The sequence below is a fragment of the Pelagerythrobacter marinus genome (assembly GCF_009827515.1).
Taxonomy (GTDB): Bacteria; Pseudomonadota; Alphaproteobacteria; order Sphingomonadales; family Sphingomonadaceae; genus Pelagerythrobacter; species Pelagerythrobacter marinus.
On sequence record NZ_WTYO01000002.1, the window covers coordinates 451,152 to 464,635 of the forward strand.

13 protein-coding genes are annotated in these 13,484 nt (G+C 69.6%); 9 read left to right on the forward strand and 4 right to left on the reverse strand.

Annotated elements, in window-relative coordinates:
- Positions 1-19: 19 nt before the first annotated feature.
- Entirely contained in the window at positions 20-1,138 is a 1,119-nt protein-coding gene (locus GRI72_RS06010) for an ABC transporter substrate-binding protein (RefSeq protein WP_160733020.1), read from the reverse strand.
- Positions 1,139-1,277: 139 nt separating this feature from the next.
- Here GRI72_RS06010 and GRI72_RS06015 point away from each other — a divergent pair, with 139 nt between their 5' ends.
- Positions 1,278-2,093 (forward strand): alpha/beta hydrolase, encoded by an 816-nt coding sequence (locus GRI72_RS06015; protein ID WP_160733021.1) that lies wholly within the window; start codon positions 1,278-1,280, stop codon positions 2,091-2,093.
- Positions 2,094-2,126: 33 nt separating this feature from the next.
- Here the strand turns inward: GRI72_RS06015 and GRI72_RS06020 are convergent, their stop codons facing one another.
- Both GRI72_RS06020 and GRI72_RS06025 read right to left on the reverse strand, forming a co-directional pair.
- A complete protein-coding gene (locus tag GRI72_RS06020; RefSeq protein ID WP_160733022.1) occupies positions 2,127-3,584 on the reverse strand; it encodes an amidohydrolase family protein in 1,458 nt (485 codons plus the stop codon).
- A gap of 90 nt (positions 3,585-3,674) precedes the next feature.
- The gene (locus tag GRI72_RS06025; RefSeq protein ID WP_160733023.1) at positions 3,675-4,076 is read right to left on the reverse strand and encodes a heavy metal-responsive transcriptional regulator; all 402 of its coding nucleotides are present in this window, start codon (positions 4,074-4,076) and stop codon (positions 3,675-3,677) included.
- 67 nt (positions 4,077-4,143) lie between these two features.
- Between GRI72_RS06025 and GRI72_RS06030 the strand changes: the two genes are divergently transcribed.
- The 3 genes from GRI72_RS06030 to GRI72_RS06040 are packed head-to-tail and all read left to right on the forward strand — an operon-like array spanning position 4,144 to position 7,170.
- Positions 4,144-4,764: a cation efflux transmembrane domain-containing protein gene (locus tag GRI72_RS06030; protein WP_160733024.1), complete on the forward strand. Its 621-nt coding sequence runs from the start codon at positions 4,144-4,146 to the stop codon at positions 4,762-4,764.
- Positions 4,757-5,119 (forward strand): DUF3703 domain-containing protein, encoded by a 363-nt coding sequence (locus GRI72_RS06035; RefSeq protein ID WP_160733025.1) that lies wholly within the window; start codon positions 4,757-4,759, stop codon positions 5,117-5,119. The genes GRI72_RS06030 and GRI72_RS06035 overlap by 8 nt, the downstream gene beginning before the upstream one ends.
- A gap of 47 nt (positions 5,120-5,166) precedes the next feature.
- Positions 5,167-7,170 carry a TonB-dependent receptor domain-containing protein gene (locus GRI72_RS06040; protein ID WP_160733026.1) on the forward strand — a complete coding sequence of 668 codons (2,004 nt, stop codon included), beginning with the start codon at positions 5,167-5,169 and terminating at the stop codon, positions 7,168-7,170.
- Between the two features lie 23 nt (positions 7,171-7,193).
- Here GRI72_RS06040 and GRI72_RS06045 read toward each other — a convergent pair whose 3' ends face one another.
- On the reverse strand, positions 7,194-8,213 hold the full coding sequence (locus tag GRI72_RS06045; protein WP_160733027.1) for an amidohydrolase family protein: 1,020 nt from the start codon (positions 8,211-8,213) through the stop codon (positions 7,194-7,196).
- 250 nt (positions 8,214-8,463) lie between these two features.
- On the opposite strand from GRI72_RS06045, the gene GRI72_RS06050 reads away from it, so the two are divergent.
- From GRI72_RS06050 to GRI72_RS06070, 5 genes are read left to right on the forward strand one after another with little or no spacing between them, the layout of a single operon-like run.
- Positions 8,464-9,396: an MBL fold metallo-hydrolase gene (locus tag GRI72_RS06050; RefSeq protein WP_160733028.1), complete on the forward strand. Its 933-nt coding sequence runs from the start codon at positions 8,464-8,466 to the stop codon at positions 9,394-9,396.
- Positions 9,393-9,842, forward strand: coding sequence for a YeeE/YedE family protein (locus GRI72_RS06055; protein WP_160733029.1), 450 nt, complete (start codon positions 9,393-9,395; stop codon positions 9,840-9,842). Before GRI72_RS06050 ends, GRI72_RS06055 begins: the two co-directional genes overlap by 4 nt.
- Positions 9,839-10,258, forward strand: a complete 420-nt coding sequence (locus tag GRI72_RS06060; protein WP_160733030.1) for a DUF6691 family protein — start codon at positions 9,839-9,841, stop codon at positions 10,256-10,258. Before GRI72_RS06055 ends, GRI72_RS06060 begins: the two co-directional genes overlap by 4 nt.
- Before the next feature lie 15 nt (positions 10,259-10,273).
- Positions 10,274-12,046 carry a sulfate permease gene (locus GRI72_RS06065; protein WP_160733031.1) on the forward strand — a complete coding sequence of 591 codons (1,773 nt, stop codon included), beginning with the start codon at positions 10,274-10,276 and terminating at the stop codon, positions 12,044-12,046.
- A gap of 58 nt (positions 12,047-12,104) precedes the next feature.
- A complete protein-coding gene (locus tag GRI72_RS06070) occupies positions 12,105-13,457 on the forward strand; it encodes an MBL fold metallo-hydrolase (protein ID WP_160733032.1) in 1,353 nt (450 codons plus the stop codon).
- The last annotated feature ends 27 nt before the right edge of the window (positions 13,458-13,484 follow it).

The following is a 13,484-nucleotide window of genomic DNA, read 5'->3' on the forward strand; positions in this document are numbered from 1 at the left end:
TCCTGTCTGAAGGACGCGGTCAATTCTCGAGTGAAACCCAGTACGTGCCGTCGTAGCGGACCGCGAGGAAGCGGTCGTTCAGCTCCTCCAGCGTGCGCTCGGGCGCGAGGTCGGCGAAGATCTCGGGGTGAAGCCAGCGGGCGAAGACTTCCATCGCCACGATATCGAGCGGGGAATTGAGCAGCTGGTGCGAAAAGCCGTGGACGCGGCCGTCACGCACCGCGCGCAGGTGCGCTATCCCGCGGCGCGCGGCGACCTGCTCCAGCGATCGCGCGGCCTCCGCCCGGTCGAATGCGGCGCCGACCACGAACCCCCCGCGCGCTTCCAGGTGCGGGCCGCCGGTGGCGATATAGACCTGCGGATCGCGCGCGATCACGTATTCGAGGTTGAGCTTGCCCGAAGCCTGCCTGATCGCGTCGGCACCGATATTGTGCCCGCCGACGAATTCGAGATAGTCGCTGGCATTCCCGCGCCCCGGCGAGTTGCAGCAATCGGGGCTGCTGCCGGCATGGGCTTCGAGGAATACCAGCGTCCGCCGGCTCTCGGGCAGGTCCGCCAGGCGGGCGGCAATGGCGTCCATCCGCTGGCGGCGATACTCGACAAACCGCCGGGCGGCCTCCTCGCGCCCGATCAGCTCGCCCAGCGCGAGCAGGCTCGGTTCCAGGTTGTCCATCGGATCGGCGAAGAAATCGAGCACGACCACCGGAATGCCGGCCGCCTCGACGCGCGCGATCTGCGAATCGGTGACCCCGCTCTCGACCGAGAGCACGGCAACGTCGGGGCGCGCGGCGATGACCGATTCGACGTCGAAGTTCTCGGCCGAACTGGCGATGCGCGGCAGGCCGTCGAGCGCCGGCTCGCTGGCGAGGAAAGCGCGATGCCCTTCGCGCCCGAGACGGTTCGAATCGTGGGCCCAGGCCGCCAGCCGCGAAACCGGCTTCGGATCGATCAGCGCCAGCGCGACGAGATAGCGGCTGTCGTCGATGGCAATGGTCTGCACCGGCCCCGCTAGTTCGACCGTGCGGCCGCGCATGTCGGTCAGCGTCAGGCCGCCCCTGGCCTCGGCCACGCTGTCGCCCGGCGCGCAGCCGGCCAGGGCCAGGAGCGCGGCGAGCAGGCAGGCCAACAGGGCCGGCATGGCCGGGGCGGCGCGGCCGGGCGCCGCGATGGAAGTTGCATTGGTTCCAGCCACGATGGACGCTATCCCGTGCAGATCGGCATTCCCGCCCCATCGGGTAATTGAGAATGATTGTAAAGTGCAATAGAGATCGCGCCCGATGACTGCCCCTGCAAACCCGGCGGCGAACCTGCGCGCCCTGCCCTTGCCCGCCGGCGGCCATGGCGACGATTACACGCTGCACTTGTCCATACCCGAAGGCGATATGCCCGCCGCCGGCTGGCCGCTCCTGCTCCTGCTGGAAGCACAGATGTGCATGGCCACCGCGGTCGAGACCATGCAGCGAATGGCCCGCCGCAGCGATGCCACCGGCGTGCGCGCGATGGCAGTGGCCGGCCTCGCGGCCCGCGATCCGGCGAACACGCAGGCCCGGCGGCGCGACTTCGCCACGCCCGGCGGCGGCGAAGGGCAACGGCAGGCGAACGGACAGGCACCGGCCTTCCTCGACTTCCTCGAGCGCACCGTTCTGCCGCAGCTCGACGAGGCAGCGCCGCTCGACGTCGCGCGCCGCACGCTCTTCGGCCACTCGCTGGCAGGCTACTTCACCCTCTGGTCGCTGGCGCAGCGCCCCGCGCTCTTCCATCGCCACGTCGCGCTCAGCCCCTCGATCTGGTGGGACCGCGAAGCGCTCTTCGCCGGGATCGACCGGATCGCCGAACTCGGCCCGCAAGCCTTCCTCGCGGCGGGCGAATGGGAAGGCGAACTGCCCCCGTGGCAGGCGGGCCTGCCGGGCAGCGAAAGCGCCCTCGAACGGCGCAAGTCGCGGCGCATGACGGCCAATGCCCGCGACCTGGCCGAACGGATCGCCCGCCACCCGCGCGCGCGGGCCGAGTTCCACCTCTACCCGGACGAGGACCACGCCTCGATCGTCACCGCCGCCATGCCCCGCGCCCTGCGCTTCGCCGCGCGTCCGTAACGACCGGCGGCGAGCGCGTGCGCCACGGCGGGGTCACTCGCCGCCGGCCGCCGCGTCGGCCCGGGCGACGAAGGCGCGCGCGCGGGCAAGGAGGGCGTCGAGTTCGGCCCGATCGAACAGCCGGCCGCGCGCGATCACGGCGCGGATCCTGCGGGTATTGCGGATATCGGCCAGCGGGTTTTCGTCGAGCAGCACGAGGTCGGCGCGCATTCCGGGGGCGATCCTTCCCGCCACGCCCGCTTCGCCGAGAAACTCCGCCGGGCCGAGCGTCGCGCTGCGAAGCGCCTCTGCCGGCGACAACCCGATCGAAACCAGCATTTCCAGCTCCTGGTGCAGGGCCTGGCCCCAGAACACCCCGGGCGCACCCGCGTCGGACCCGGCGAGCATCTTGACCCCCGCTGCATGCATGCGCCGCGCGGTCTCGCGCACCCACAGGTTGTAGCCGCGCCGCTGTTCGTCGCTGCCCTGCACGAGGTCGAAAGTGGCCTTGGCCCTGTGCCAGTAGGCGCGCTCTCCCGGGTGGAGATAGGCCGCCATCGGATCGCCGTGCCACGCCCCGGCCCCCATCTCGCCCGGCAGGCGGTGCAGGACCAGCGTCGGCGTCAGCCAGGTGTCGCTTCGCGCCAGGAGATCGATCGCGGCCGCGCACTCGGCCGGGGCGGTGCTTTCGACCAGCGCCTCTATCAGGGGAAAGAGGCGCGGCTCCTCCGACAGGGCCTGGCGCACGACCTGCGGGCGCAAGATATCCTCGCGCGCCGAGCAGGCCTCCAGGTAGTTGCCGCCGCCCAGATGCTCGATGCTGTCCTGGCCCAGCCGGACCGCCTCGCCGGCGGAAACCGCGACCGGCACGTGGCCGTAAACCGGCAGGCCCAGCGATCGCGCCTCGTCGACCAGGGCCAGGTATGCATCGCGTGGGATCAGGTCGTAAGGCTTGATGAACTGCGCCCCGCGCGCGGCCGCGAGCCGAACGAACTGCCGCGCCCTTTCCGGCGTATCGGTCGCGGCGGCGGGATTGTCGGCCTTGCCATTGGCAAAGACGCTGCCCCCTACCACCCGCGGACCGGCGAGCAGCCCGGCGGCAATGTCGGCTTCGCGCCGGCGCGCGTCGGCAAGCGAGCTGGAAAGCTCCCAGCACGGTGCCAGGCAATCGCCCAGGAGATCGCGAACGCCGATCACCCCGTGCGCCAGGAACAGGGGGAACAGCACCGCGCGGGTCGTCTCGTCGGACGAGGTATGGACGTGCATGTCCCACAGGCCGGGGATGAGATATCCCCCTGCCCCGTCGACCACGCGCGCCGCACCGTCCGGCGCGAGCGTGCCCGCTTCGCCCACCGCCGCGATCTGCCCGCCCCGGATCAGCACGGCCCGATCCGCGCGAACCTCGCCGCGTGCGACGTCGATGACGCTGACGTTGTCGATCAGGATGGCCCGCGCATTGCCCGGCGCGGCGAGAACGAACAGGACGATGCAGACAAGCTGGCGCCACCTCATGACGGCGAAGCTATGGCACGGCGCCCTGGCTGTCCATCCGCCGGCCGCGCGGGCAAGTGCAAGCCGGGAGGTGCAGGCCGGCGGGAGGGATCAGTTCGCGGGCGGCCGGTTGGCGAGGCTTTCCACCACCCCGCAATCGCCGATCCTGCGTCCGCCGCAGGCGGCCAGCATGCCGCTCAACTGCGCGCGCATCGCCTCCAGGTCCCCGATCCGGCGGTCCACTTCCTCGATCTGCGACTGGACCATGCGATCGACATCGGCGCAGGGCGTATCGGCGTCTGCCGACAGGGCGAGCAGGGCGCGGACCTGCGCCATGCTGAAGCCCAGGCCTCGCGCGCGCCGGACGAAAGTCAGCGTCGCCAGGTGTTCGGGTGAATAGTCGCGATAGTTGTTGTCGGCGCGGTCGGCAGCCGGAATGATCCCCTCGCGCTCGTAATAGCGGATGGTCTCCACGCTCGTGCCCGTCGCCCTTGCCAGTTCGCCGATACGCATTGCTTGACCCTGTAGTTGCTACAGGGTGCATATGGCGCCGCGACTCGACGTTGCAAAGGGAAGCGGCATGGAAAAATCCTGCTGCCAGGCATCCGGAACCGCGCCGACAGCGCACGACGACCCGCGCTGGCGGGCGATCCTGTGGCTCGCGCTGCTCGCCAATGCGGCGATGTTCGCGCTGGAGATGGTGGCCGGCCTCGCCGCCGATTCGCGCGCGCTGCAGGCCGATGCGCTCGATTTCCTCGGCGATGCAGCCAATTACGCGATCAGCCTGGGGGTGGCCGGGCTGGCGCTGGCCTGGCGCGCCCGGGCCGCCCTGGTGAAGGCCGCGACGATGCTCGCCTTCGGTCTCTGGGTCCTCAGCTACGCGGTGCACGGCCTGGTCGTCGGTTCGGCCCCGCAGGCGCAGACCATGGGCCTGGTCGGCGCGCTGGCGCTGGCGGTCAACCTGACAGTCGCGCTCCTCCTGTTCCGCTATCGCGGCGGCGATGCCAACATGCGGTCCGTCTGGATCTGTTCGCGCAACGACGCGATCGGCAACCTCGCCGTGCTCGCGGCTGCGGCCGGCGTGTTCGGGACCGGCCGCGCCTGGCCCGATCTGCTGGTGGCCACCCTTGTCGCTGGCCTCGCGATCTGGGGCAGCGCGCAAGTCTTCACCCAGGCGCGGCGCGAGCTGGCCCATGGCTGAAGATCGCCCCGCCCGCATCGCCCGCTTCCTTGCAGGCGAATACCGCGCTGCCCGGACCGCCGAGCAGGCCGGCGACATCGCGGCCGCCTGGCGCCACCTCGAACGCGCGCATGTCGTCGCCCAGGCGCGACCGATCCCGCATTGCCGATCGCACTGGGCCATGCTGCGCCTCGCGCTGCGCCTGCGCGACTGGCGCGAGGCGGCCGGGCAAGCCATACGGCTGACGCTCGCCCCGATCGGCAACCTCACCGGCCGCCTGCCCCCGGGCAACGTCGGCCGCGCCCGGGTGAGCGCCTTCGCCCCGATGGCGATCCCGCCCGACCTCGAGGCCATCCTCCACCCGGAATCGCGCTGACCGGCGCCCTTCCTTTTCCCTCCCGCAGATCAGAAAGCCCTTCCCCCGTGACATCTCCGTTCGGTTCGTTCCTCCTCGCCGGCGTCGCCTGCGCCGTTTCGCTCGCCCCCTCCCCCTCCCCCGCCCAGGCCCAGCCCGAGGCCCGCGAGGGCGCCCAAGCGGTTGGCGACGACCACCACGGCGAAGCGAGCGACCACGGCGACGTCATCATCGTCCAAGGCACCCGTTCGGGCCGCCGCGTGCAGGACGAACCGATCCGGGTCGAAGTGATCGCGGGGGAGGAGATCGAGGAGAAGGCGATCATGCGCCCCGGCAACATCGCCATGCTGGTGAACGAGACCGGGGGCGTGCGCGTGCAGGTCACCTCCCCCGCGCTGGGCGCAGCCAATATCCGCATCCAGGGGCTGGAGGGCCGCTATACCCAGCTGCTTGCCGACAACCTGCCGCTCTACGGCGGGCAGGCGGCATCGCTCGGCCTGCTGCAGATCCCGCCGACCGATCTCGCGCAAGTGGAAGTGATCAAGGGTTCCGCCTCCGCGCTCTACGGCGCCTCCGCGCTGGGCGGGGTTATCAATCTCGTGTCCAAGCGGCCCGGCGATGCTTTCGAGGCCGAAGTGCTCGCCAATGCGACCACGCGCGGGGGGCAGGACGTCACGGCCTATCTCGCCGGGCCGGTGGGCGCCGATACCGGCCTGTCGCTGACCGCGGGAGCGCACCGCCAGGACGGGCAGGACCTCGACGGCGACGGCTGGTACGACATGGCCGGCTACGACCGGGTGACGGCGCGGCCGCGGATGCAATGGACCGGCGCGGACGGTTCGTCGCTCTACCTCACGCTCGGCGCAATGGCGGAGGAACGCGCCGGCGGCACCCTGCCCGGCCGGACCGCGCCCGACGGCCGTGCCTTCGCGCAGCTCCAGGACACCGAGCGCCTCGATGGCGGCCTCGTCGCGCAGACGCCGCTCTCGGGCTTGGTCACGCTCAACCTGCGCGCTTCGGCCATGCGGCAGGACCATCTCCATCGCTACGGCGACGTGGTGGAGGACGATCGCCACACCAACCTGTTCGGCGAGGCCTCCGTCGCCGCCACCGACGGGGCGACCGCCTGGGTCGCGGGGGTGGCATTCCAGCAGGACCGCTTCCGTTCGGCGACCTTCCCGGACTTCGACTACAGCTACGACGTGCCCGCCCTGTTCGCGCAAGTGGAGCAGGAAGCGGCGCCGGACCTGACGCTGGCGGCGAGCGGTCGGGCCGATTTTCACGACGTCTTCGGCACGCGCTTCAGCCCCCGCCTTTCCGCGCTCTACCGCCCTGGCCGGTGGACGGTGCGCGGATCGTTCGGCGGCGGGTTCTTCGCCCCGACGCCATTCGTCGACGCGATCGAGGCAGCCGGTCTCTCGCGCCTGGAGCCGCCGCGCGACCTGGCGGCGGAAACCGCGCGCACCGCCTCGCTCGACGTCGGGTATGCCGATGGCCCCTGGGAAACCAACGTCACGCTTTTCGGTGCCGATATCGACAACGCCACCCGGCTGGAGGAGATTGCGAGCGACCGGGTTCGCCTGGTGAATGTCGCCGGGACGACGCGGGTTCGCGGGTCGGAGGTTCTCCTACGCTTCCGCCAGGACGGCTTCACCGTGACCGGCAGCTATGTCTTCGTCGATGCGAGCGAACCCGATCCTTCGGGAATGGGGCGGCGCGAAGTCCCGCTGACGCCGAAGCACAGCGCCGGGCTGGTGGGCATGTGGGAAGAGCATGGCAAGGGCCGCATCGGGATAGAGGCCTATTACACCGGCGGGCAGGCGCTGGAAGACAATCCCTACCGCACGCGGTCGCGCCCCTATCTCCACCTCGGCCTGCTGGGCGAGATCGCGCTCGGCCGGGTGAGCCTGTTCGTCAACGCGGAAAACCTGCTCGACGTGCGCCAGACCAGGCACGATCCGCTACTGCTGCCGCGGCGAGCGGCGAGCGGGCAATGGACCGTCGATGCCTGGGCCCCGCTGGAAGGCTTCATCCTGAACGGCGGGTTCCGCCTGCGCTTCGGCGGGCACTGAAGGCTCAGCGGGCTGGCGGCGCGTCAGTCCGCCCCGTCCGGCAATCCGAGGAAGCGCGCGGCATTGTCGTGCAATATCGCCTTCTTCTGTTCGAAAGTCAGGAAGGGGGCATCGTTGATGGCATCGATTCCCTCTCCGATCGCACCGGGCCAGACCATCTGGTCCGAACCGAACATGATCCGGTCGGAATATCCTGCTCTCACCAGGCTTTCGAGATAGGCGTAATACTCCGCCCGCGGGATCTGGAACTGCAGGACCGCGGTATCGACCATCAGCTGCGGGTAGAGGTAGAGCATGGCCTTCATGTCGTCGAGGAAAGGGTATCCCGCGTGCATGACGAAGATCCGCAGCCGGGGGTGCCTGCGCAGCACCGGGTCGAGCTCCAGCGGGCTCATCGCGCGAAACTCGGGATAGAGCGCGGCCGCGCCCGGGGGGCCGATGCCGAGGTGGATGCCGACCGGCAGTTCCTCGCGCTCGGCCATTTCCCAGTAAGGCGCCATGCGCGGATCGCCCGGGGCGATCCCGGCATACTGGTTGACGATCTCGGAAAGCGCGACCCGCGTGCCCAGCCTTTGCCGCTCCGCCAGGTCTTCCGGCGAAGGCGTGCTGTCCGACGGGAGGTAGAACTTGGTCGAGGGCCAGAAGAGGTCGGGCGCCGTTTCGACCCAGTCGTCGAGGTATTCCGCCGGGCCGCTCACCAGCCCGCGCACGTTGTACCGGCGCATCTGCTCGATCGTCAGGTCGCGCAGCGCGGCATCGCTGGGCGCCCCGACCAGCGGATCGTCGCACGGCGGGTCGAGCCCGCGCTCCACGAGCGCTCGCCGCCAGTCGCCCCGCGCATCGAAGTTCATCCGGTGAAGCGGCCCCTCCTTCGGACAGATCGACTGCCCCGGCGGCCCGATCTGGCCCGCGCTGTCCGCATGGAGATGGACGTCGATCACCGGCCCTTCATAACGCGAAGGCTCCGCCGCCTGGCGACCGTGGGCCGCCACCGCGAAAAGCAGCGCAGCCGCCGTGGCAATGCCTGTACCGAGCTTGGCCATGTGCATCTCCTGCCCGGCAGCTTGCCATAACGCGGCGAGATTACAATCCGCTCGCTGCGGGCAGGCCCGGTGGCAAAACGCACCGAACAACCGGCCCGCGGATTGTGTCATTTGCAAGAACGGGGGTAGATCTACCCGTGCCGGGGCACCCGGGCGGCCGTGGCAGGCCGCCGGGCCGCAGGCGCCGCCACGACGGCGAAACCCATTGCGCGCTGCGGCGTTGGCAGATCGAGGAGGCGAGATCGTTATCATGGACAGCCCGGACCCGGCGCTATCGCGCGCCGCCGAGATCATCGAACAGGCCAGCGGCGACAAGTCGGCTCGCCCCTCGATCGCGGGGTTCTTCGACGAGGCGACGAATACCGTGACTTACGTCGTCCACGACCCCGCATCGGGCGAAGGCGCGATTATCGACTCGGTGCTCGATTTCGAAGCCGCTTCCGGCCGGACATCCAACGGGCCGGCGGACCTGGTGATCGAATACGTGCGCAGGCACGAGCTGAAGATCGCGTGGATCCTGGAAACGCATGCCCACGCCGATCATATCTCCGCGGCGCCTTACCTCCAGGAACGGCTGGGCGGGAAGCTCGGCATCGGGCGCGAGATCATTCGCGTGCAGGAAGTCTTCGGCAAGCTGTTCAACGCGGGTACCGACTTCGAGCGCGACGGGTCGCAGTTCGATCACCTGTTCGAGGACGGCGAAACCATCGCCCTCGGCGCGATCGAGGGGATCGTCCTGCACGTTCCCGGTCACACCCCCGCGGACATGGCGTTTATATTCGGCGATGCCGCCTTCGTCGGCGACACGATCTTCATGCCCGATTTCGGGACTGCGCGCGCAGACTTCCCCGGGGGCGACGCGGCCCAGCTCTATCGCTCGATCCGGCGGCTGCTCTCGCTCCCCGACGAAACCCGCCTGTTCCTGTGCCACGATTACAAGGCGCCCGGCCGCGACGAATACGCATGGGAAACGACGGTCAGGCAGCAACGCGAAGAGAACGTTCACGTCCGCGACGGGGTGACCGAGGAAGAGTTCGTGGCAATGCGGACCGGGCGCGACCGGCAGCTGGCCATGCCGAAGCTCATCATGCCCTCGGTCCAGGTCAATATCCGCGGCGGACGCCTGCCCGATCCCGAGGACAACGGGGTCAGCTACATCAAGATACCGGTGAACGCGGTATGACCCTGCCGGCATTTCCCGACGCCGCCCCGCTCGACGGGCTCCTCGGCGGGATACTCATCGGGCTGGCAGCGGCGCTGATGCTGCTGGGGGCCGGGCGCATCGCCGGCGTTTCCGGCCTCGGCGCGCGCGCATTCGGCCTGAGCGATGGCGGGCCGCCGCGCAACGCGGCATGGGCCTTCATCACGGGGCTGCCGCTCGGCGCGTTCATCGTCGTGCTCGCCAGCGGCGGGATCGAGGCGCAGTTCACCGGCTTCGGCCCGATCCTCCTCGCCGGCGTTCTGGTGGGCCTGGGCACGCGCCTCGGCAGCGGGTGCACCAGCGGGCACGGGGTATGCGGGGTAAGCCGCCTGTCGCAGCGATCGATCGTCGCGACGCTGACCTTCATGGCGGCGGGTATTGCAACCGTGGCCCTGATGAACGCGATCGGCCTGGAGGTCCTGCCATGAACCGCACGGCACTCGTCGCCGGCGCGTCCGGGCTCCTCTTTGGCGCAGGGCTGGCCATTGGCGGGATGACCAACCCGGCCCGCGTGCGCGGGTTTCTCGACGTGTTCGGCGACTGGGACCCGACGCTGGCCTTCGTCATCGGCGGTGCACTGATCGTCATGGCCCTGGCCTGGCCGATCCAGCGCCGGATGAGCGCGCCCCTCTTCACCGGATCCTTCGCGCTCCCCGACAAGAGCGACCTGACGCCGCGGCTGGTTGCAGGATCGGCGCTGTTCGGCGTCGGATGGGGCATTGCCGGCCTTTGCCCCGGCCCCGGCTTTGCCGCCCTGGCGATCGAGCCTGCCAAGGCCGCGGCGTTCGTCGCCGCGATGCTGGCCGGGATGGTCCTGGCGCGGCTGGTCGCCGGCAGGCGCTAGCCCGGCGACCGGACAGTGCCCGAGGCCGCCCCGAAGCTCGCCCGCTACCTGCCGATCCTCGAATGGGCGCGGACCTACGACCGCTCGGTCCTTGCCAGCGACCTGGTCGCCGCGGTCATCGTCACCATCATGCTCATCCCGCAGAGTCTCGCCTACGCGCTGCTCGCGGGCCTTCCGCCGATCGTCGGGCTCTACGCCTCGATCCTGCCGCTGGTGGCTTACGCGGTCCTCGGGACCAGCCGGACGCTGGCCGTCGGCCCGGTCGCCGTCCTGTCCCTGATGACGGCGTCCGCCGCGGGGGCCGTCGCGGCCCCCGGCACGGCAGAATACCTGGAAGCGGCCGTTACGCTCGCGGCCCTGTCGGGGATAATGCTGACCGTTCTGGGCCTGCTGCGGCTCGGGTTTCTGGCCAATCTCCTCTCGCATCCCGTCATCAGCGGTTTCATCACCGCCAGCGGCGTCCTCATCGCGACCAGCCAGGTCAAGCATATCGTCGGAATCGAGGCCGGGGGCGACAACTGGCCCGCCATGCTCGGTTCGCTCGCAATGTCGCTCGGCGCGGCGAACCCCTGGACGATCGCCATCGGCGTGCCCGCGCTGATCTTCCTGTTCTGGGTCCGCAGCGGCTTCGGGCGGGCGCTGACGGCGCTCGGCCTGCCGCCCCGCGCGGCCGACATCGTGGCCAAGGGCGGACCGGTCATCGCGGTCGTGCTGACGATCCTCGCCGCGAGCCTGCTGGAACTCGGCGCGAAGGGGGTCGATCTGGTCGGCGCCATCCCATCCGGTCTGCCCCCTTTCGCCGTGCCTTCGGCCGATCTTTCGCTGATCGAACGGCTCTGGGTTCCGGCGCTGCTGATCTCGATCATCGGTTTCGTCGAAAGCGTCTCCGTCGCCCAGACGCTCGCCGCAAAACGGCGCCAGCGCATCTCCCCCGACCAGGAACTGGTCGGCCTCGGCGCGGCGAACGTCGCCAGCGCCTTTTCGGGCGGGTACCCGGTGACCGGCGGCTTCGCCCGTTCGGCAGTCAATTTCGACGCCGGCGCGCGGACCCCCGCCGCGGGCGCGTTTACCGCCGGGGGGATTGCGCTCGCATCGCTGTTCCTCACGCCGCTGCTGTCGTCCCTGCCCGTCGCTACCCTCGCAGCGACGATCATCGTGGCGGTGCTCAGCCTCGTCGACCTGAAGACCCCGGCCCAGCTATGGCGCTATTCCAAGGCCGATTTCGCCGCCCACCTGGCGACGATCGCCATCACCCTCCTCGCCGGCGTGGAAATGGGCGTCATCGCCGGCGTCACCGTCGGTCTTCTGCTCTATCTCTGGCGGGCATCGCGGCCCCACGCGGCGATCGTCGGCCGCGTTCCGGAAACCGAGCATTTCCGCAATGTCGAACGGCATTCGGTGTTTACCGTGCCGCACGTCCTCTCGATCCGCATCGACGAGAGCCTCACCTACCTCAATGCCCGCTGGCTGGAGGAATACGTGCTCGAGCGCGTCGCCGACCAGCCGGAAGTTCGCCACGTGATCCTGATGGCCAGCGCGGTGAACGAGATCGATGCCTCCGGGCTGGAAAGCCTCGAGGCGATCAATCACCGGCTCGGCGACGCCGGGATCGGCCTCCACCTCTCTGAGGTGAAGGGCCCGGTGATGGACCGCCTCGAGCGGACCGATTTCCTCGAAGAACTCAACGGCCGCGTCTACCTGTCGCAGAACCGCGCATTCCGCGAGCTTGCGCGCGACGACGGCAGCGGGTCCGCCGAACCCGACGACATGGCACGGGGCCTCATCTAACCTCGCGATCCAAGGAACCGCGCCCGCCCGGCCGGCATTGATCGGGCAGGAGGCGACCATGCTTGTCGAGAAGATCAAGACCCCCGGCCTTTCGCATCTTTCCTATATCCTCGGCGCCGGGGGCGAGGCCGCGGTCATCGATCCGCGCAGGGATTGCGAAGTCTATCTCGAGACGGCCCGCCGCGAAGGCCTGCGGATCACGCGTGTCTTCGAAACCCATCGCAACGAAGACTTCGTTTCCGGTGCGCCCCATCTCGCCGCGATGACCGGGGCCGAGGTGTTTCACGGCCCGAACGCCGACGGAGAGGTCGTCTACGCGAAGACGACGCGCGAGGGCGATTGCCATGCGATCGGGCAGCTCGAAATCCGCGTCCTCGAAACACCGGGGCACACGTTCGACCACCTCGCCTATGCGACCTTCGACCGCGAATATCCCGAAACGGCCGTCGGCGTATTCACCGGCGATGCGCTGTTCGTGGGCGAGGTCGGTCGGACCGATTTCTATCCAGACCGCAAGCGCGAAGTCGCCGGCCTCCTGTTCGATTCGCTCCGCAAGATCTGCGAGTTGGGCGACCAGGCGATCGTCTATCCCGCGCATGGCGCAGGATCGGTCTGCGGCTCGGCCATGGCCGATCGCGAGTTTTCGACCCTGGGCCACGAGCGTCGCAACAACCCGATGCTCCAGATCGCCGATCGCGAGGAATTCATCGACCGCAAGGTGGGCGAGAACCACTACCAGCCGCCCTATTTCCGCCTGATGGAACGGTTGAACCTGGTAGGCGGCGACCCGGCGCCGCGCGTGATCGCGCCGCAGCCGATGGCCCTCGACCAGCTGTCGTCCTGCGGCGCCGACAGGATCGTCGATATCCGCGAGCCGCTGGCCTATGCCGCGGGCCACCTGCCGGGGACGATCAACCTGCCAGTGGACATGATCCCGGCCTTCGCGGGCTGGTTCATCGGCGAAGACGACACGATCGCGCTCGTGGCGTCGTCGCAGGGCCAGCTGGCGACGGCGATGGAGCACCTCGTCCGGATCGCGCTCGACGATGTCGTCGGCGGCTACGTCGGCGTCGTTCCCGCGGCAGCCTCGGGCAAGGCCATGCGCTCGATCCCGATGATCGGCACCGCCGAAGTGGAACGCCGCCTGGCGACAGGCCGCGACGGCTGGACCCTGCTCGACGTGCGCGACGCGGACGAACGGCAGTCGGCGGCGATCGAGGGCTCGCAGCATATCTATGTCGGCCAGCTCAACGAGAGGTGGAAAGACCTCGACCCCGCCCGGCACTACACGCTGATGTGCGCAAGCGGGATGCGCGCAACCGTCGCAGCGGGATGGCTCGATGCGCACGGCTTCGACCGGCTCGATGTCTATCTCGGATCGATGGGCGCCTGGCAGGCGGAACATGGCTGAAAACCCACGGCGACGACGCCAGACGCG